The organism is Nocardia vulneris (assembly GCF_001613425.1).
In the GTDB taxonomy this organism is placed as follows: domain Bacteria; phylum Actinomycetota; class Actinomycetes; order Mycobacteriales; family Mycobacteriaceae; genus Nocardia; species Nocardia vulneris.
In genome coordinates, this window is record NZ_BDCI01000045.1 from 1 (window position 1) to 16677 (window position 16677).

General features: G+C 67.3%; 15 protein-coding genes. 4 read left to right on the forward strand and 11 right to left on the reverse strand.

Going from position 1 to position 16677, the window contains the following annotated elements:
- Positions 1-250, forward strand: a 250-nt coding sequence (locus tag NVU01S_RS44390; RefSeq protein ID WP_218023645.1) for a hypothetical protein, incomplete at its 5' end; no start/stop codon positions are given.
- Between the two features lie 175 nt (positions 251-425).
- Here NVU01S_RS44390 and NVU01S_RS37520 read toward each other — a convergent pair.
- The 6 genes from NVU01S_RS37520 to NVU01S_RS37545 form a co-directional block, all read right to left on the reverse strand.
- On the reverse strand, positions 426-1277 hold the full coding sequence (locus NVU01S_RS37520; RefSeq protein ID WP_063048226.1) for an alpha/beta fold hydrolase: 852 nt from the start codon (positions 1275-1277) through the stop codon (positions 426-428).
- A 117-nt stretch (positions 1278-1394) separates the two neighbouring features.
- On the reverse strand, positions 1395-2654 hold the full coding sequence (locus NVU01S_RS37525) for an acyl-CoA dehydrogenase family protein (protein ID WP_043682786.1): 1260 nt from the start codon (positions 2652-2654) through the stop codon (positions 1395-1397).
- A 27-nt stretch (positions 2655-2681) separates the two neighbouring features.
- Positions 2682-3560, reverse strand: coding sequence for an SDR family oxidoreductase (locus tag NVU01S_RS37530; protein ID WP_042263515.1), 879 nt, complete (start codon positions 3558-3560; stop codon positions 2682-2684).
- 58 nt (positions 3561-3618) lie between these two features.
- Complete coding sequence (locus NVU01S_RS37535; protein WP_043682783.1) at positions 3619-4497, reverse strand: MaoC/PaaZ C-terminal domain-containing protein; 879 nt, start codon at positions 4495-4497, stop codon at positions 3619-3621.
- Positions 4494-4931: a type II toxin-antitoxin system Rv0910 family toxin gene (locus tag NVU01S_RS37540; protein WP_029894958.1), complete on the reverse strand. Its 438-nt coding sequence runs from the start codon at positions 4929-4931 to the stop codon at positions 4494-4496. The genes NVU01S_RS37535 and NVU01S_RS37540 overlap by 4 nt, the downstream gene beginning before the upstream one ends.
- A gap of 65 nt (positions 4932-4996) precedes the next feature.
- A complete protein-coding gene (locus tag NVU01S_RS37545) occupies positions 4997-6202 on the reverse strand; it encodes a lipid-transfer protein (RefSeq protein WP_043682781.1) in 1206 nt (401 codons plus the stop codon).
- 397 nt (positions 6203-6599) lie between these two features.
- Between NVU01S_RS37545 and NVU01S_RS37550 the strand changes: the two genes are divergently transcribed.
- Positions 6600-8252 (forward strand): purine-cytosine permease family protein, encoded by a 1653-nt coding sequence (locus NVU01S_RS37550; RefSeq protein ID WP_051066898.1) that lies wholly within the window; start codon positions 6600-6602, stop codon positions 8250-8252.
- Positions 8253-8415: 163 nt separating this feature from the next.
- Here NVU01S_RS37550 and NVU01S_RS37555 read toward each other — a convergent pair whose 3' ends face one another.
- From NVU01S_RS37555 to NVU01S_RS37565, 3 genes are all read right to left on the reverse strand, one after another.
- Positions 8416-9060, reverse strand: coding sequence for a TetR/AcrR family transcriptional regulator (locus NVU01S_RS37555; protein WP_043682778.1), 645 nt, complete (start codon positions 9058-9060; stop codon positions 8416-8418).
- 52 nt (positions 9061-9112) lie between these two features.
- Positions 9113-10279 (reverse strand): MFS transporter, encoded by a 1167-nt coding sequence (locus NVU01S_RS37560; protein WP_043682775.1) that lies wholly within the window; start codon positions 10277-10279, stop codon positions 9113-9115.
- Positions 10280-10645: 366 nt separating this feature from the next.
- Entirely contained in the window at positions 10646-11644 is a 999-nt protein-coding gene (locus tag NVU01S_RS37565) for a GlxA family transcriptional regulator (RefSeq protein ID WP_043682798.1), read from the reverse strand.
- Positions 11645-11771: 127 nt separating this feature from the next.
- On the opposite strand from NVU01S_RS37565, the gene NVU01S_RS37570 reads away from it, so the two are divergent.
- Positions 11772-12662, forward strand: coding sequence for an NAD(P)-dependent oxidoreductase (locus tag NVU01S_RS37570; protein ID WP_043682773.1), 891 nt, complete (start codon positions 11772-11774; stop codon positions 12660-12662).
- A gap of 100 nt (positions 12663-12762) precedes the next feature.
- On the opposite strand, the gene NVU01S_RS37575 is transcribed toward NVU01S_RS37570, so the two are convergent.
- Positions 12763-13980, reverse strand: a complete 1218-nt coding sequence (locus tag NVU01S_RS37575; RefSeq protein WP_029894971.1) for an NADP-dependent isocitrate dehydrogenase — start codon at positions 13978-13980, stop codon at positions 12763-12765.
- A gap of 349 nt (positions 13981-14329) precedes the next feature.
- Complete coding sequence (locus NVU01S_RS37580) at positions 14330-15841, reverse strand: MFS transporter (RefSeq protein ID WP_043682770.1); 1512 nt, start codon at positions 15839-15841, stop codon at positions 14330-14332.
- 115 nt (positions 15842-15956) lie between these two features.
- On the opposite strand from NVU01S_RS37580, the gene NVU01S_RS37585 reads away from it, so the two are divergent.
- A complete protein-coding gene (locus NVU01S_RS37585) occupies positions 15957-16661 on the forward strand; it encodes a TetR family transcriptional regulator (protein WP_052281438.1) in 705 nt (234 codons plus the stop codon).
- Positions 16662-16677 lie beyond the last annotated feature (16 nt).

Genomic DNA, 16677 nt, shown 5'->3' on the forward strand with positions numbered 1-16677 from the left:
CGACCAACTCACCAACCAAGTCGGCGAACTCACCAGCCGCGTTGACCAACTCACGAACCAGGTCGGTGAACTCGCGGCTTTACCTGCACGATTCGTCACGCTCGAGACTCAGATGGGCAATCTGCAAGCGCAGGTGAATCAACTCGAGGGGACCATCCATCAGAACTCCCGGACCCTCGACACCGTCGTCGAACTCCTGCGCAAACAGCAACCCGCACGACGCAGGGACGAACTCGAGCCTCCATTCTGAAACCAACGACCCGTTCCATTCGGACGAGCCCGATGTGCGGTGCAGCGGCCCGGCCCAATGCACCGCAGATCAGAGCCGTTTTCGCAGGTCGACATGCCGGTAGCGACGGATAACGTTGCGTGCCATGGGAATCGCCGCGTCCGGCGCTAGGGTTTCGCGGTCGACTGCGCCCGGGTCAGGAAGCGGCGGTGGAGTGGGGGGTGGCGGGGAAGCGGAGGAGGAGTTGGGCTATTTGGTCGGGGGCGTCGAGTTGGGGGCAGTGGCCTAGGCCGGGGAGGGGGAGGAATTCGCTGTGCGGGAGGAGGGCGTGTAAGGAGCGGGCGGCGGCGAGAGGGATGATGCGGTCCTTGGTGCCATGGGCGATGAGGACGGGACAGGTGAGGGCGAGCGGGCCGTGCCCGGCGGGATGTTCGCGGGCGTAGCGGACGGCGTCCCGACCGCGGGCGGCGACGGCCGCCATGTCGGGGATCGAACGGACTGCGCTGCTGAGGAATTCGGGAGTGGCGGCGAAGCCGGGGCCGTAGACGAAGGTGGCGACGGCACGGTGCACACCCCAGTGCACCACCGAAGCCGGTACCGGCAGCACCGCGAGCAGGCGGAACAACAGCCGGTACTCACGCAATCGGCCGACCCGCGCCAGCCAATGCCGAGCCAGCAGCGGCTCGTCCAACGCGACCACGGCGACGACCTCGTCAGCCGAATGCCGGGCCGCGGCATGCAGCGCGGTGGCCGCGCCGAGCGAGTTGCCGACCACGGTCAACGGACCGTGCTCGGCGATGATCGCATCGACGAACGCATCGAACTGCGGGGTCAACGCACCGGGCCGACGCCGATCCGCCAGGCCGAAACCCGGCAGGTCGACGGCGAACGCCGCACGCCCGGCGGCCGCGAGCGCGGTGAGCACCCCGCGCCAGGTATCGGCGCTGTCCGCATACCCGTGTAGCAGCAGGATCGGCGGGCCGGTACCCGCGACGGAAAGCACCCGGGTACGGACTCCGTCGTAGCGCGCGGTGGTTTCGGTGATCATGGCCGATGCCCTTCACGAACGGTGCACCCCGAAAGATGCACCGGGACAACGGCGTTGCAACGGCACAGCACGTTCGGAGCGCACACGCCGTTGTAGTGCGCCCCGAACGACGAGCTGTCAGGCCAGCAGGCCCTTGGCGATGTGGGTGACCTGGATTTCGTTGCTGCCCGCGTAGATCATCAGCGACTTCGCGTCGCGCGCGAGCTGTTCCACGCGGTACTCGGTCATGTACCCGTTACCGCCGAACAATTGGACGGCCTCCATCGCGACCTCGGTGGCCGCCTCGGACGCGTACAGCTTCATGGCCGAGGCCTCGGCCAGCGTCGGCGGCTTGCCCGCGCGGCCCCGTTCCAGCGTGTTGAACACCATGTTCTGCACGTTGATGCGCGCGATCTCCATCTTGGCCAGCTTGAGCTGCACCAGCTGGAACCGCCCGATCTCCTGGCCCCAGAGCTTGCGGCTCTTGGCGTATTCCAGGCAGAGCCGGTGGCATTCGTTGATGATGCCCAACGCCATGAACGCGACACCGACCCGTTCGGCGGTGAAGCTGGACCGGGCGCTTTCCCGGCCGTCGCCGCCCTTGTGCTCCTCGGTTTCGCCGAGCAGCCGGTCCCGGCCGAGGCGGACGTTGTCGAAGAACAGCTCACCGGTAGGCGAGGCGTGCAGGCCCATCTTCTTGAACGGCTTGCCCTGGGTGAGCCCCTCCATGCCCTTGTCCAGCACGAAGGTCAGCACTTTGCGCTCGCGCTTATCGGCGCCGTCGCCTTCGTCGAGCTTGGCGTAGACGATCATCACGTCGGCGAAGGGACCGTTGGTGATGAAGGTCTTCTGCCCGTTGAGCAGGTAGTCCTCGCCGTCGCGTTTGACGTAGGTCTTCATCCCGCCGAACGCGTCGGACCCGGAGTCCGGCTCCGTGATGGCCCACGCCGCAACCTTTTTCATGGTCACGATGTCGGTGAGCCAGCGCTGCTTCTGCGCCAGCGTGCCCCGCGACATGATAGTGGTGGCGCCGAGACCGATGCTGACACCGAGCGCGGTGACCACGCCCATGCAGACACCGGACAGTTCGCCGATGAGCACCGCCATCAACGATTCCTGCCCGGCGAACGGGCTACCGCCGGAGGACTTCTGCTTCTTCTCCGGCTTCGGCTCGCCCGCCGCGATGGCCGCTTCCTTCGCCTCCTGCTTGGCGAGCAGCTTCGTCACCGCTTCCTCGCCCATCGCGTCGATCCCGAACTCGCTGAACAGCTTCCGGATGATCGGGTACGGCGAAAGCTCGCCGCTGTCCAGGGCGTCCAGGTTGGGCCGGATCTCCTTGTCGATGAACGTCCGCACGGCGTCGCGGATCAGCAGATCGGTCTCGGACCATTCGAACATCGTTGTTCTCCTAACGTTGCGGCGAGCTCAGGGCAGCCGGGCGGAGATGTCGTCGATCAGCCAGGGCCCGTCGGTCTCGATCGTCTTCACATCGTGCCAACCGGCCAGCTCGGAAATGGCGCCGCCCTGTACCGCGAAGACCTTGCCGGTGATCGGGCACTTGTCCGAGGCCAGGTAGGCCACCAGCGGCGAGATGTTGGCGGGGCTGAAGGCGTCGAAGCCGCCCTCCTCCACCTCGTCGGCCTCGGCGGCCATCATCGCGCCCATGCCCGGGGTGGCGAGGGTGAGCCTGGTGCGCGCGATCGGCGCGATGGCGTTGACGCGTACGCCGTAACGGGCGAGTTCGTCGGCGGCGACGAGGGTCAGCGCGGCGATCCCCGCCTTGGCCGCGCCGTAGTTGCCCTGGCCGGCGTTGGGCACCGTGGTGCCGGAGGCGGACGCGGTGTTGATCACCGCCGCGTTCGGCTGGTTGCCCGCCTTGCTCTGGTCTTTCCAGTAGGCGGCGGCATGGTGCAGCACGGCGGCGTGGCCTTTGAGGTGCACCGCGATCACCGCGTCCCATTGCGCTTCGTCCATGCCTGCGATGAACGCGTCGCGCAGGATGCCCGCGTTGTTGACGACGATGTCGAGCCCGCCGAGCTCGGCGACGGCCTGGTCGACCACTCGCTTCGCGCCGTCCCAGGTGGCGATGTTGTCGGTGTTGGCCACCGCCTTGCCGCCTGCGGCGACGATCTCGTTCGCGACCTCTTGCGCGGGGGTGGTGTCGGTACCCTCGCCCTCATTGCTGCCGCCGAGGTCGTTGACGACCACGGCCGCGCCCTCGCGAGCGAACAGCAGGGCGTGCTCGCGGCCGATGCCGCGCCCGGCGCCGGTGATGATGGCTACTCGACCTTCGAGTGCACCCATCGATGTCTCCTATTCCTGAGGTCTGTGCTGAATTGTGCGGCCTGGTAAGCGTTTTCGCTCAGTCCGCGATCTCGGCGAGCCCGTCGCTGAGCACCACGTCCGCGCCACGCACGGTTTCGAACGCGTAGGTGGTGACACCGTCGGCGGAGCCGACCTGCCAGATGCGGGTTTCCAGGTCGTCGCCGGGGAAGACCATCTTGGCGAACCGCACGGCGAATCGCTTCAGCCGGTGGACATCCGAACCGCCCACCTCGGTGAGCACCGCCCACGACGCGAACGCCATGGTGCAGAGGCCGTGCGCGATGATGCCGGGCAGCCCGGCATCCTTGGCCACCTGCTCGTCGAGGTGCAGCGGCACCGGATCGCCGGAAGCCGGTGAGTAACGGAAGGTTTGGTCGTCGTCCACGTGCTGGGCCACGACCGCCACCGGCGGCTGCGCGCGCAGGCTCTCGTCGAACTTGTGCGCCGGCGCCGCCGTGCCGACCGATTTACCCGCGTCGATGTTGCGGAAGAAGGCGGTCAGGTACTGCTCGTTGACCAATTCCCCTTCCTCGGTACGACATTCGATGAGGATGGTGATGGTCGTGCCGTTGGACCGGCTGGTGTATCCGGTCGCCTTGGCCCGCGAGACCAGCTTGTCGCCGGGCTGGATGGCCCGGTGGAAGTGGAAGTCCTGCTCGCCGTGCACGACCCGGCCGAAGATGTCCATCGGCGCGACATCGATCACCGGCATCATCATCGCCTCGAACACCGGCACGATGGCGAAGACCGGCGAGGCGACCCGGCCCGCGAGGTGTGCCTCGATCGGATCGTTGGTGGCCGCGGCGTATTCGCCGATCCGTTCGCCGGTGACTTCGAAACGCTCGTCGTCACACCAGGTTTCCAGGCCCGCGTCGTCGAACTCGACCAGCCGCGCCGCGGCGGTCTCGGCGGTCATGCCGAGGCCAGCGCGTCGAGCTGCTCGAGGGACTTGTCCAGCTGCTTGAGGCCGTCCTTCTCGACCGCTTTGCCGAGCGCGCCCTTGATCAGCGCGCCCTCGAAGTCGCCGGACACCAGGATGGTGCTGCCGCCGTCGCCCTTGGGCTGGATGTCGAAGGTGAATTCGGTTTTGACACCGGCCATTCCGGTGCCGCCGAGGGTGAGCTTGGACGGCTGCGCGACGGAGACGACGGTCCACTCCAGCTTGTTCGCCATGCCGAGCATCACGATCTTGGCGACGAGCTTGGCGCCCTCGGTGAGCACGGCGGGCGGCTCCTCCATGAAGCGCTCGTGGATGGTGAACCACTTGTCCCAGGTCTGCGGGTCGGAGACGACCGCCCAGAGGGCATCGGGGGTGGCGTTGACGTCCTTGGTGGCTTCGATGTGTCCCATGAGTTGACTCCTCGTCGAGATATGTTGTGCGAGTTCAGCGGTCGGATGTTCGGTGCCGGTCCGGCTCAGCGGTCGGCGCGCTGGTAGGCCGTGACGACCGCGGCGCCGCCGAGGCCGATGTTGTGCTGCAGCGCAGCGGTGACGCCGTCGACCTGCCGCTTGTCCGCGGTGCCGCGCAGCTGCCAGGTGAGTTCGGAGCACTGCGCCAAACCCGTTGCGCCCAAAGGATGTCCCTTGGAGATCAGGCCGCCGGAGGGGTTCACGACCCACTTGCCGCCGTAGGTGGTCAGGTTGTCGTCGATCAGCTTTCCGGCTTCGCCCTCGCCGCAGAGACCCAGCGCCTCGTAGGTGAGCAGCTCGTTGGCCGAGAAGCAGTCGTGCAGTTCGATGACCTGGAAGTCTTCCGCGCCGAGACCGGCCTGCTCGTAGACCTTGCGGGCCGCCTGCACGGTCATGTCGTAGCCGACGAGGTTCTTGGCGGTTTCGTCGAAGGTGGACGTGAAGTCGGTGGTCATCGCCTGGCCGACGATCTCGACCGCCTGCGCGGCGAGGTTGTGCTTGTCCACGAACGCCTCACTGGCCAGGATCACCGCGCCGGAACCGTCCGAGGTCGGCGAGCACTGCAGCTTGGTGAGCGGGTCGTAGATCATGCGCGCGCCGAGGATGTCGTCCATCGAGTACGCGTCCTGGAACTGCGAGTACGGGTTGTTCACCGAGTGCTTGTGGTTCTTGTAGCCGATCTTGGCGAAGTGCTCGGCCGTGGTGCCGTACTGCTTCATGTGCTCGCGACCGGCCGCGCCGAACATCCACGGCGCCACCGGGAACAGCACCTCGGAGATCTCGGCGAGCGCCATGATGTGCCTGGCCATCGGCTGCTCGCGGTCGTCCCAGGTGGAGCCGAGCGAGCCCGGCTGCATCTTCTCGAAGCCCAGCGCCAGCGTGCACTCGGCCAACCCGCCCCGAATCGCTTGTGCCGCAAGGTAGAGCGCGGTCGAGCCGGTGGAACAGTTGTTGTTGACGTTCACCACCGGGACACCGGTCATGCCGAGTTCGTAGACCGCGCGCTGACCGGACGTGGATTCGCCGTACACATAGCCGACGTAGGCCTGCTCTACCAGGTCGTAGGCGATGCCCGCGTCGGCGAGCGCCTTGGTCCCGGACTCCCGCGCCATGTCCGGGTAGTCCCAGTCGGTCCCGTCTTCGTTCTTGCGGCGGCCCGGCTTCTCGAACTTCGTCATGCCGACGCCGACGACGTAAACCTTGTTCGCCATCGAACTCCTCAGATAGTGCCTAGCCCGGCGGCCCCCGCCGGGTACCGCCCGCAGGCGGACGACGCTGACCGATCCGTCCGGATCGAGCTGAAACAAACATACAGAGATGTATGTAAGTACGCAAGGTTGTCACCGGTACCCGCGGTTCCATCTACGTGTTGTCCAGCCGTCCGACACGCTTCTACGACATACCGTCGGAGGTGTATGTATTGCCAGTTCGTGCTGGTATCCGGGTCGGTTCGAGCAGCCGCCGGAGTACACCGAGCCGACCGCTGTGACCCAATTCACCGCCTCGGCGGTCGTAACAGCCGCGTAATGGTCCGGAAATTCATCGTCCACAACCGTGTACGACGGTCGACACGTCGCAGATCGTCAGTGCGAACATGAGGAGAAGAACGTGGTCGAGCTCGATACCCGGTCGTCGAATTCCGACGGGATCGCCGCAGCAAAAGAAACACTCGAGGACTACACCCTGCGGTTCGCGCCACGGAGTTACCGGAAATGGAGCCCGGCCGTCGTCGGCATCTCCGCCCTCGGTGGCATCGCGTACCTGGCCGACTTCGCCATCGGCGCGAACATCGGCATCGCCAACGGCACCGGGAACGCGCTGCTCGGGATCGGACTGTTCGCCGTCGTCGTGATGCTGACCGGCTTCCCGCTCGCCTATTACGCGGCGCGCTACAACATCGACCTCGATTTGATCACGCGCGGTAGCGGATTCGGCTACTACGGGTCGGTCATCACCAATATCGTGTTCGCCTCGTTCACCTTCATCTTCTTCGCGCTCGAAGGGTCGATCATGGCCCAGGGGCTGGAACTCGGCCTGGGCATACCGCTGTGGCTCGGCTACCTGGCCTCGACACTGATCATCTTCCCGCTGGTCATCTACGGCATGAACACCCTCGCCAAGCTGCAGGTATGGACGACGCCACTCTGGCTGCTACTGATGGTGCTGCCGTTCGGGTTCCTGCTCGTGCGCCACCCCGATTCGGTGTCCTCGTTCTTCGCCTACGGCGGCGAAAACGGTTCCGGCGTCAGCTTTTCCGGCACGCTGCTGGCGGCGGGCGTCTGCCTGTCACTGATCGCCCAGATCGCCGAGCAGATCGACTACCTGCGCTTCATGCCGCCCCGCACGCCGGAGAACGCCCGCAAATGGTGGAGCTGGATGCTGCTCGCCGGGCCCGGCTGGGTGGTCTTCGGCGCGCTCAAGCAGGTCGTCGGACTGTTCCTCGCGGTGTATCTGATCGCGAATGTGCCTGCCGCACAGGGGATCGCCAACCAGCCGGTGCACCAGTTCCTGGAGATCTACCGCGATATGGTGCCGGGCTGGCTGGCCATGACGCTGGCCGTCGTGCTCGTCGTGATCAGCCAGATCAAGATCAATGTGACCAACGCGTACTCTGGCTCGCTGGCCTGGACCAATTCCTACACCCGGGTCACCAAGAGCTACCCGGGCCGGTTGATCTTCCTCGGCGTGAACCTGGTGATCGCGCTGATCCTGATGGAAGCCAACATGTTCGACTTCCTCAACAACATCCTCGGCTTCTACGCCAACTGCGGCATCGCCTGGATCGTCACCGTCGCAACAGATATCGCGGTGAACAAGTACCTGTTGAAGATCTCGCCGAAGCAGCCGGAGTTCCGGCGCGGCATGCTGTACGACTTCAACCCGGTCGGCCTGGTCGGCTTCGGACTGTCCGCGGTGCTTTCGATCATGACGTTCTTCGGGCTGTTCGGTGAGCTGCTGAAGCCGTACTCCCCCATCGTCGCGGTGGTCGTCGCGTTCCTCGCCACCCCGCTGACCGCGATCGCCACCAAGGGCAAGTACTACCTGCGGCGCAGCGACGACGGCATCGATCTGCCGATGTTCGACGAACACGGCAACCCCTCCGGCGAGACCCTCACCTGCCATGTCACCGGCCTCGAATTCGAGCGCCCCGACATGATCGCCTCGGCCACCCCCGGCCCCGAAGGGGAGATCCAGTACATCAGCTCGCTGGCCCTGTCCACCGACAAACCCGGCCACCACCTGCTCCCCCGCCAGCACTGACCACCCCGCCGGCGGGACGCGACCGAACGGCACACCTGCCGCACCGGTCTCGTCCCGCCGACGGCGTTATCGGTTCGGCACGCCGGAGACGATGATCTTCAGACCCTGCTGCCCATGATCGAACTCCTCGCCCCGGCATTGCGGGGCGAATAGTCGCCGCGCCTCAGTCGACGGTGCGGACGCCGGCCAACGCCGCGGCGGCGATGTCGTGCAGGTGGGCGGTGGCGCGACGCCAACGGCGTTGGGCGCGTTCGTTGTCCGGGTCGATGAAATTGGAGACGAGGATGCCGCGCAGGGCATCCATCGCCGTGTAGATGAAATCGCGGGCTTCCTTACGCCGGATCTCGTCGGGGACGAAGCGGGCGACGGCCATCAGGACGGCGTTGTTGACGAACGGCTCGACCTTCTCCATCGCGGCGGCGAGCACGGGGTCGGTGCGGCCCGCCACCCACAGTTCGACGGTGGCGATGAACAGCGGGCCCTGGTGCAGTTCCCACAGGAACTCCAGCGCCGCCCCGACCGGGTCGTCACCGCGCTCGACCTTGGCCATCTCCCGCATCGCGGTCTCGGCCCGCAGCTGCGCGAGATGGCTGATCGCGGCGACCACCAGGTCGGTCTTGGAGCCGAAGTGATGCACCTGCGCACCGCGGGTGACGCCGGCACGTTCGGCGACCCGCGGTGTGGTCGTGCCCGCGTAGCCGTACTCGACCAGACAGTCGATGGTCGCGTCGAGCAACCGCGTGCGCATCTCGGTGCTGCGTTGCTCCTGGGTGCGGCGCTGCGGTTTCGCGACTTCGATCCTGGCCATCCGGCGATTCTACACTTACATACAGCTCTGTATGTTCAGGTGCGGCGCACCGTCAGGCGATCAGCGCCGCCGCCGCGACGAGGCGCGCATCGCGGCGGGCCGCCCAGACGGTGACGGCGAACAGCACCACGCCGATCACGGCGAGGCCCGCGCCGACCATGGCGGGCGCGGTGTAGCCGAGCCCGGCCGCGATCACGGCGCCGCCCAGCCAGGCGCCCGCGGCGTTGGCGATGTTCAGCGCGGCATGGTTCAACGCGGCGGCCAGCGTCTGCGCCTCGTGCGCCACATCCATCAGCCTGGTCTGCAAGCCGGGGGCGAGCGACGCGCCACTCGCGCCGACCAGGAACGCGCCGATCGCCGCGGTGTACGGATTGTGCGCCGCCGCAACGAATCCGGCGAGGATGACGGCCATGCCGATCATGGCGAAGTAGATCGCGCGATCCACGCCGCGGTCGGCGAGCACGCCGCCGACGATATTGCCGACCACCATGCCGACGCCGAACAGCATCAGCACCAGCGGAACCAGGCCGGCGGACATGCCGGCGACGCCGGTGAGCGTCGTGGTGATGTAGGTGTAGACGGCGAACATGCCGCCGAAGCCGATCGCGCCGACCAGCAGGGTCAGCAGCACCTGGGGACGACGCAGCGCGCCGAGTTCGGTGACGGGATTGGTCATCGTGATGCCGGTGAGTTCCGGGACGAACTTGATCAGTGCGGCGACGGTCGCCAGCCCGATCACGGCGACCACGACGTAGGCGTCGCGCCAGCCGAGATGCTGGCCCAGCCAGGTCGCAGCAGGAACGCCGACAACATTGGCGGCGCTCAACCCGAGCATAACCGCGGCGACCGCTTTCGCGCGCTGCCCCACCGGAGCGAGGGTGGCGGCGGCGAGCGAGGCGACGCCGAAGTACGCGCCGTGCGGCAGACCGGAGACGAACCGCGCGGCCACCAGCGTGCCGAAGGTCGGTGCCAGCACGGTCGCGATGTTGCCCAGCGTGAACGCCGCCATCAACGCGATGAGCAGTTTCTTCCGGGACACCCGCGCGCACAGCGCGGCGATGACCGGCGCGCCGATCACCACCCCGAGCGCGTACGCGGAGACGGCGTGTCCCGCGGTCGGTTCGGAGACGCCCATCGCGTGGGCGATATTGGGCAGCAGGCCCATGGTGACGAATTCTGTTGTGCCGATGCCGAATCCGCCGAGAGCCAGCGCGAGCATGGCCGGAATATGCCAGCTCGTCCGCTCAGCCTCGGGGCGTGCGGGTACCTGGGTGGCGAGTGGGGTGGTCACGTATTCATGAAACGCCTCCCGCGGCGGTTTCGCTTCCCGAGTAAACGTGAGTTGAAACACCTTTAGTTCGAGAAAACATGCAGGTCAGCAGGAAAAATCGCCCAATTTGGACGCGCCGTCCATTCGACCTGGCAATTTTCATTCGGAAACACTCGCGTACCCCGAGCGCACCTCCCGACGCCCCCACCGAATGTGCGCGGCGTCATCCCGCCTCCGGTTCGGTTCCGCCGACGAGCAATTCGGGCTGCCGGACCTCCGCCAGGGTTCAGCCGCGGCAGCTCACGGCGCCAGCGTTCACGCCGCAGGGGGTTCGCGGAGTTCGAAGGTGCGGCGGTATTCCGCGGGCGTCACGCCGACCACGGCGGCGAAGTGCCTGCGCAGGTTGGCGGCGGTGCCGAGGCCGCACATCCGGCTGACCCGATCGATGGGGTGATCGGTGGACTCGAGCAGCGATTGCGCGCGGGCCAGGCGCTGGGTCAGCAACCACTGTTTCGGCGTCACCCCGATCGACTGCTGTACGCGGCGATGGAAGGTGCGCGGGCTCATCGCGGCGCGGGCAGCGAGCTGGTCGACGGTGAGCGGCTCGGCGAGGTGGGCGCCGGCCCATTCGAGCGCGGGTCCGAGATCTGCGGCGGCCCGCGCCGTAACGGACAGGTCGACGAACTGGGCCTGTCCCCCGGCGCGGTTCGGCGGCACCATCAGCCGCCTGGCCAGCCGGTTCGCCACGGCCGCCCCGAAATCGCGACGCACCAGATGCAGCGAGAGATCCAGCGCGGCGGTCATTCCCGAGCTGGTGAGGATGTCCCCGTCGTCCACATAGAGCGCCGATCCGTCCACGTCGACGGCGGGAAAGCGCCGAGCCAGGATCGCTGCGTGCTCCCAGCCCACGGTGGCCCGCCTGCCGTCGAGCAGACCCGCGGCGGCCAGTACGAAGGTGCCGTTGCACAGCGCGACCATCCGCGCGCCGCGCCGATGCGCCGCGACGAGGGCGTCGATCAGTTCGGGCGGCACCGGGCGGTTGTCGGTCGTGCAGTCGTAGGCGATCGACGGGATGAAAACCGTATCGGCCGCGACCAGTTCGGCCACGCCGTACTCGGCGCGCAGGAAGGCGCCGTGCCCGATTGCCGATTCGGCCGTGCCGGGCAGGACCGAGCAGATTCGCAGCTCGTACCAGTCCTCGGCGATATCGGGCTGCGGTGTGCCGAAGATCGAGGCGAGCACGCCGAGTTCGTAGAGGTCCCAGGGATGCATCGCACCGGGCGTGACGGCGATGGCGACGGTGCGGCCGGTCATGCCGCCCAGGATATGGCAGGAAGCGTGCGCCGACGGTCGGTCCTGCCACTCGTGCGACACGACCCGACCGCGAAGACTGGGACGCGGGCGCCCACCCGACACTCACACAGATCTACGGAGGAAACGCATGACCAGCGAAAAGCGCACGCGGATAACGGTGCTCGGACTCGGGCGGATGGGCTCGGCGATCGCCGGACGCTACCTGGCCGCCGGCTATCCGACCACGGTGTGGAACCGGACGCCGGGCCGCGCGCCGCAACTGGACGAGCGGGGCGCGCACCGCGCCGCGACGCTCGCCGACGCGCTCGCGGCGAGCGAACTGATCATCGTCTCGCACGTCGACACGCCCGGCGTGGCGGCGCTGCTGGAGACCGTTCCCGGCACGCTGGCGGGACGCACGGTGCTGAACGTCTCGACGGGCCGCCCCGACGACGCTCGAGCGCTCGCGGCGCGGATCGCCGAGCGGCGGGGCCACTTTCTCGATGGTGCGATTCTCGGCATGCCCGCGACCGTGGGCACCGCGGCCACGCTCGTTCCCTACAGCGGGTCGGCCGAAGCCGCGGACACCTACGCCGCGGTGATCGCGGAGCTGGGCGCCACCACCTATCTCGGGGCCGACACCGGCCTGGCGGCCTTGCACGACATGGCGGTGCTCGCGGGCATGTACGGACTGTTCGGCGGTTTCTTCCACGCGGCGGCGATGCTCGGCGGCGCACCGGCCACCGTGCACGGACTCACCGCCGACTTCCTGGTGCCCTGGCTGCGTGCGCTGCTCGACGTGCTACCGGCCCTCGCCGCCGAAATCGACGCGGACGAGTTCGCACCGACCTTCGCGAGCATCGCGGAGATGGGTTCGGTGCTGGAAACGATCCGCGGCGTGAGTCGCGAGCAAGGCGTGCCCACCGACCTGCTGGACCCGTTGCAGCGCCTGCTCGACGTGAGCGCCGAACGCGGTCTCGGCGCGGAGAACTTCCCCCGCGCCGCCACGGTGCTGCGCGACCACACCGTCGCGGCCTGACCGGAAAACAGTCCGGGCACCCGTACCACCGTGTGGTGCGGGTGCCCGTAGAGTCGTCCCCGGCGCCGGATTCGCTTCCAGCGCCGGGACATTCAGCTGGTCAGCGCAGGGCGCGGGCCAGGTTGGCGTCCAGCGCGCCGAGGAATTCCTCGGTGCTCAGGTAGCCCTGATCGCCGCCGACGAGCAGCGCGAGATCCTTGGTCATCTGGCCGCCCTCGACGGTCTTGATGACGACATCCTCGAGGGTCTGCGAGAAGCCGATCACCTCGGGGGTGTTGTCCAGCTTGCCGCGGTGCTCGAGCCCGCGCGTCCAGGCGAAGATCGACGCGATCGGGTTGGTCGAGGTCGGCTTGCCCTGCTGGTGCTGACGGTAGTGCCGGGTGACGGTGCCGTGCGCGGCCTCCGCCTCGCAGGTCTTGCCGTCCGGGGTCAGCAGCACCGAGGTCATCAGGCCGAGCGAACCGAAGCCCTGGGCCACGGTGTCGGACTGTACGTCGCCGTCGTAGTTCTTACAGGCCCAGACGTAACCGCCCTCCCACTTCATGGAGGAGGCGACCATGTCGTCGATGAGGCGGTGCTCGTAGGTCAGGCCCGCCGCGTCGAACTGGGTCTTGAACTCGGCGTCGAAGATGTCCTGGAACGTGTCCTTGAACATGCCGTCGTAGGCCTTGAGGATGGTGTTCTTCGTGGAGAGGTACACCGGGTAGTTCTGCTGCAGGCCGTAGTTGAACGAGGCGCGCGCGAAATCGATGATCGAGTTCTTGAAGTTGTACATGCCCATGACGACGCCGCCGTCCTCGGGCATCTTCACGACCTCGTGCTGGATCGGCTCGCTGCCGTCCTCCGGCGTGAAGGTCACGGTGACCGTGCCCGCCTGATACACCTTGAAATCGGTGGCGCGGTACTGGTCGCCGAACGCGTGCCGGCCGATGATGATCGGCTTGGTCCAGCCGGGCACCAGGCGCGGGACGTTGGAGATGATGATCGGGGCGCGGAAGATGGTGCCGCCGAGGATGTTGCGGATGGTGCCGTTGGGCGAGCGCCACATCTTCTTCAGGCCGAATTCCTTGACGCGGGCCTCGTCCGGCGTGATGGTGGCGCATTTGACGCCGACGCCGTGGCGCTTGATCGCCTCGGCGGCATCGATGGTGACCTGGTCGTCTGTCTTGTCCCGGTACTCGATGCCCAGGTCGTAGTACTCGAGGTTCACGTCGAGATACGGATGGATCAGCTTGTCCTTGATGAACTGCCAGATGATCCGGGTCATCTCGTCGCCGTCGAGTTCGACGACGGTGCCTTCAACCTTGATCTTGGACATGGATCTTCGTGTCCTCCTAGGATGGTGCCCTCATTGCACGGCCAGGCGAACACGCTTGTGAGCGGACCCCAGCTGTTCCAACAGACAACGTATATGCCCCGCGTTGTCCGCGAGACGTGTGGTGCAAACAAGACAAGCGTACTGCTGCCGCCGTTCGCGGTGTGCGGGCAGCCCCCCGAGTGAGAAACCCCACGAACTTACTGACTGGTAGTTCCCAGCGCAATTCGCCGGTTGGCCCCGGCGTCGCGCACCGGCGGCTACGGCGCAATGCGCAGGTCGCCCGCGTCCCCCACGATAGGTCCGCGGACCGCCGCCTGGCGATCCGCGGACCGAGTCGTTATCCAGATGATCAGACCCCGACGTGCACCGGGCGCGCCGCGTCGTCGGCGCCCTCGATCAGGTTCGCCGGCCGGTCCCGGATCATCAGCCAGATCACCGGGATGGCGGCGAGGAAGAATCCGGCACCGACATAGAACGCCACGTCGTAGCTGTGGATCGAAGCGCGGGCGAGCAGGTTGTCCAGCGTCGCGTGGCTCTCGGCGTAGCTCTTGGCCGTCTGCACCGAAATGGTCGTCAGCAGGGCCGTGCCGACCGCGCCACCGACCTGCTGCGCCGCGTTCAGCAGCGCACTGGCCACACCCGAATCCGCTTCTTCCACCTGATGCAGCGCGACGGTCTGCATGCCGACGAACAGCGGGCCCATGCCGAGCGCGATGAGCAGCTGCGCGGGCAGCACGCTGGTCGCGTAGCCGTCCCCGAAACCGAGCTGGGCCAGCCACAGCAGGCCGAGCACGCCGAGCACGGCACCGGCCACCATCAGCGGCCGCGGACCGAGCTTCGGCAGCAGCGCGCTGGTCACGCCCGCGGAGATCGCGATGCCCGCGGGGAACGGCAGGAACGCGAAGCCCGCCTTCAGCGACGAGTAGCCGAGCGTGATCTGGAAGTAGTAGCTCAGGAACAGGAACATCGCGAACATGGCGATCGGCACCAGCAGCGCGGCGAGGAACGCGCCGCCCCGGTTGATCTCACCCGGAATATGCAGCGGCAGCAGCGGATTCGCCGAGCGGCGCTCGATCGCGACGAACGCGATCAGCAGCGCGGCCCCGGCCACCAGCAGGCCGAGCGTGCTGCCCGCCAGCCAGCCGTCGTCGGCGGCCCGGCTGAAGCCGTACACGATCGCGATCAGGCCGAGGGTGACGGTGACGGCGCCGGGCACGTCGTAGCCACCGGTCCGGGGTGTCGGCACATCTTTGACCGCCCAGGCCAGCGCGCCGACCAGAGCGAGCAGCGCGATCGGGGTGTTCACCAGCAGGCACCAGCGCCACGAGGCGTATTCGGTGAGCGCGCCGCCGGCGATCAGGCCGAGCGCGGCGCCACCGGCGGAGATGCCCGCGAACAGGCCGAAGGCCTTGGCCCGCTCACCGGGTTCGGTGAAGGTCACCGAGAGCAGCGAGAGCGCGGCCGGCGCGAGCAACGCCGCGAACGCACCCTGCAGGGCACGCCCGGCGAACATCTCGGCCCCGTTCTGCGCGAGACCGGCAAGTGCCGACGCGGCCGCGAAGCCGATCAGGCCGACGATGAAGATCCGCCGTCGGCCGAGGTAGTCGGCCAGCCGACCGCCGAGCAGCAGCAGGCCGCCGAAGATCAGCGTGTACGCCGTGAGCATCCACTGCTTGTTGCCGTCGCTGATGCCCAGGTCCTGCTGCGCGAAGGGCAGCGAGATCGTCACGATGGTGGCGTCGAGCACCACCATGAGCTGGGCCAACGCGATGACGCCGAGGGCGAACCAGCGCGCTGAACTGCCTTGTTTTTCTGGAACTGCTACCGCTGTCGCAGTGTCGGTCACTGTCTTCTCCCTCATTTCTCAGTGGAGCCATCCTGACATCGCGCGACATTTGGCGTCAAGAGAAAAATGTCGTATCACGACAGTTGTCCGTTAATGACACGATCCGGCCCGATTGCGATAGCATGGACGTATGCTCGAGTCACCGACGCCGACGAGTGCGAACACCGCGGTCCCCGCGCCGCAACCCCACCCCGGCCTGCGCGAGCGGAAGAAGCAGCAGACGCGGTTGCGCATCATCGAAGTCGGCCTGAACCTGTGCGACGCACAGGGATTCGACGCCACCACGATCGAACAGATCGCCAACGCGGCCGATATCTCGCCGCGCACCATCAACCGGTACTTCGAGAGCAAGGAAGACATCGTCCTCGGGCCGGTGGTCGACTTCGGCGCGGCCGTCGCGGAAACCCTGCGCGAACTGCCGCGCACCGGGAACGAACTGCACGCGCTGCGCGAAGCTTTCCTGCAGGTCGTCGACCGCGCGTCGACGAACGACAGCACCGACCCGGTGACCTTCCGCCAGTTCCAGCAGATGCGGCGGATCATGCGCAGCAGCGCCGCGGTCAGCACCCGCAGCATCGACCACGCCGAGAGCAAGAACGTCGCGATCGCGAGCGTGCTCGCCGAACGGCTCGACACCACACCCGACGCACTGCCGGTACGGCTCATCCTGGGCGCCTGGCAGCTGATCGGGCACGTCGGCATGGAATGTCAGGAGGCAGTCTTCGACGACGATGATCTCGAGGGCGCGGCCCAGGCCTCGCGCGCGGCGTTCACCACGACATTCGACGAGTTCCTGCGCCTGTGCAGCGGCAGCGGCAGCGCCGCCGCGGGGTGAGGTTGCGGCGGGCGCG

What these genes read in the sequence shown, in the direction of transcription:
- NVU01S_RS37520 (WP_063048226.1), bottom strand. Translation starts at nt 1,277, where the DNA reads ATGATCACCGAAACCACCGCGCGCTACGACGGAGTCCGTACCCGGGTG.
- NVU01S_RS37525 (WP_043682786.1), bottom strand. Translation starts at nt 2,654, where the DNA reads ATGTTCGAATGGTCCGAGACCGATCTGCTGATCCGCGACGCCGTGCGG.
- NVU01S_RS37530 (WP_042263515.1), bottom strand. Translation starts at nt 3,560, where the DNA reads ATGGGTGCACTCGAAGGTCGAGTAGCCATCATCACCGGCGCCGGGCGC.
- NVU01S_RS37535 (WP_043682783.1), bottom strand. Translation starts at nt 4,497, where the DNA reads ATGACCGCCGAGACCGCCGCGGCGCGGCTGGTCGAGTTCGACGACGCG.
- NVU01S_RS37540 (WP_029894958.1), bottom strand. Translation starts at nt 4,931, where the DNA reads ATGGGACACATCGAAGCCACCAAGGACGTCAACGCCACCCCCGATGCC.
- NVU01S_RS37545 (WP_043682781.1), bottom strand. Translation starts at nt 6,202, where the DNA reads ATGGCGAACAAGGTTTACGTCGTCGGCGTCGGCATGACGAAGTTCGAG.
- NVU01S_RS37555 (WP_043682778.1), bottom strand. Translation starts at nt 9,060, where the DNA reads ATGGCCAGGATCGAAGTCGCGAAACCGCAGCGCCGCACCCAGGAGCAA.
- NVU01S_RS37560 (WP_043682775.1), bottom strand. Translation starts at nt 10,279, where the DNA reads ATGCTCGCGCTGGCTCTCGGCGGATTCGGCATCGGCACAACAGAATTC.
- NVU01S_RS37565 (WP_043682798.1), bottom strand. Translation starts at nt 11,644, where the DNA reads ATGACCGGCCGCACCGTCGCCATCGCCGTCACGCCCGGTGCGATGCAT.
- NVU01S_RS37570 (WP_043682773.1), top strand. Translation starts at nt 11,772, where the DNA reads ATGACCAGCGAAAAGCGCACGCGGATAACGGTGCTCGGACTCGGGCGG.
- NVU01S_RS37575 (WP_029894971.1), bottom strand. Translation starts at nt 13,980, where the DNA reads ATGTCCAAGATCAAGGTTGAAGGCACCGTCGTCGAACTCGACGGCGAC.
- NVU01S_RS37580 (WP_043682770.1), bottom strand. Translation starts at nt 15,841, where the DNA reads ATGAGGGAGAAGACAGTGACCGACACTGCGACAGCGGTAGCAGTTCCA.
- NVU01S_RS37585 (WP_052281438.1), top strand. Translation starts at nt 15,957, where the DNA reads ATGCTCGAGTCACCGACGCCGACGAGTGCGAACACCGCGGTCCCCGCG.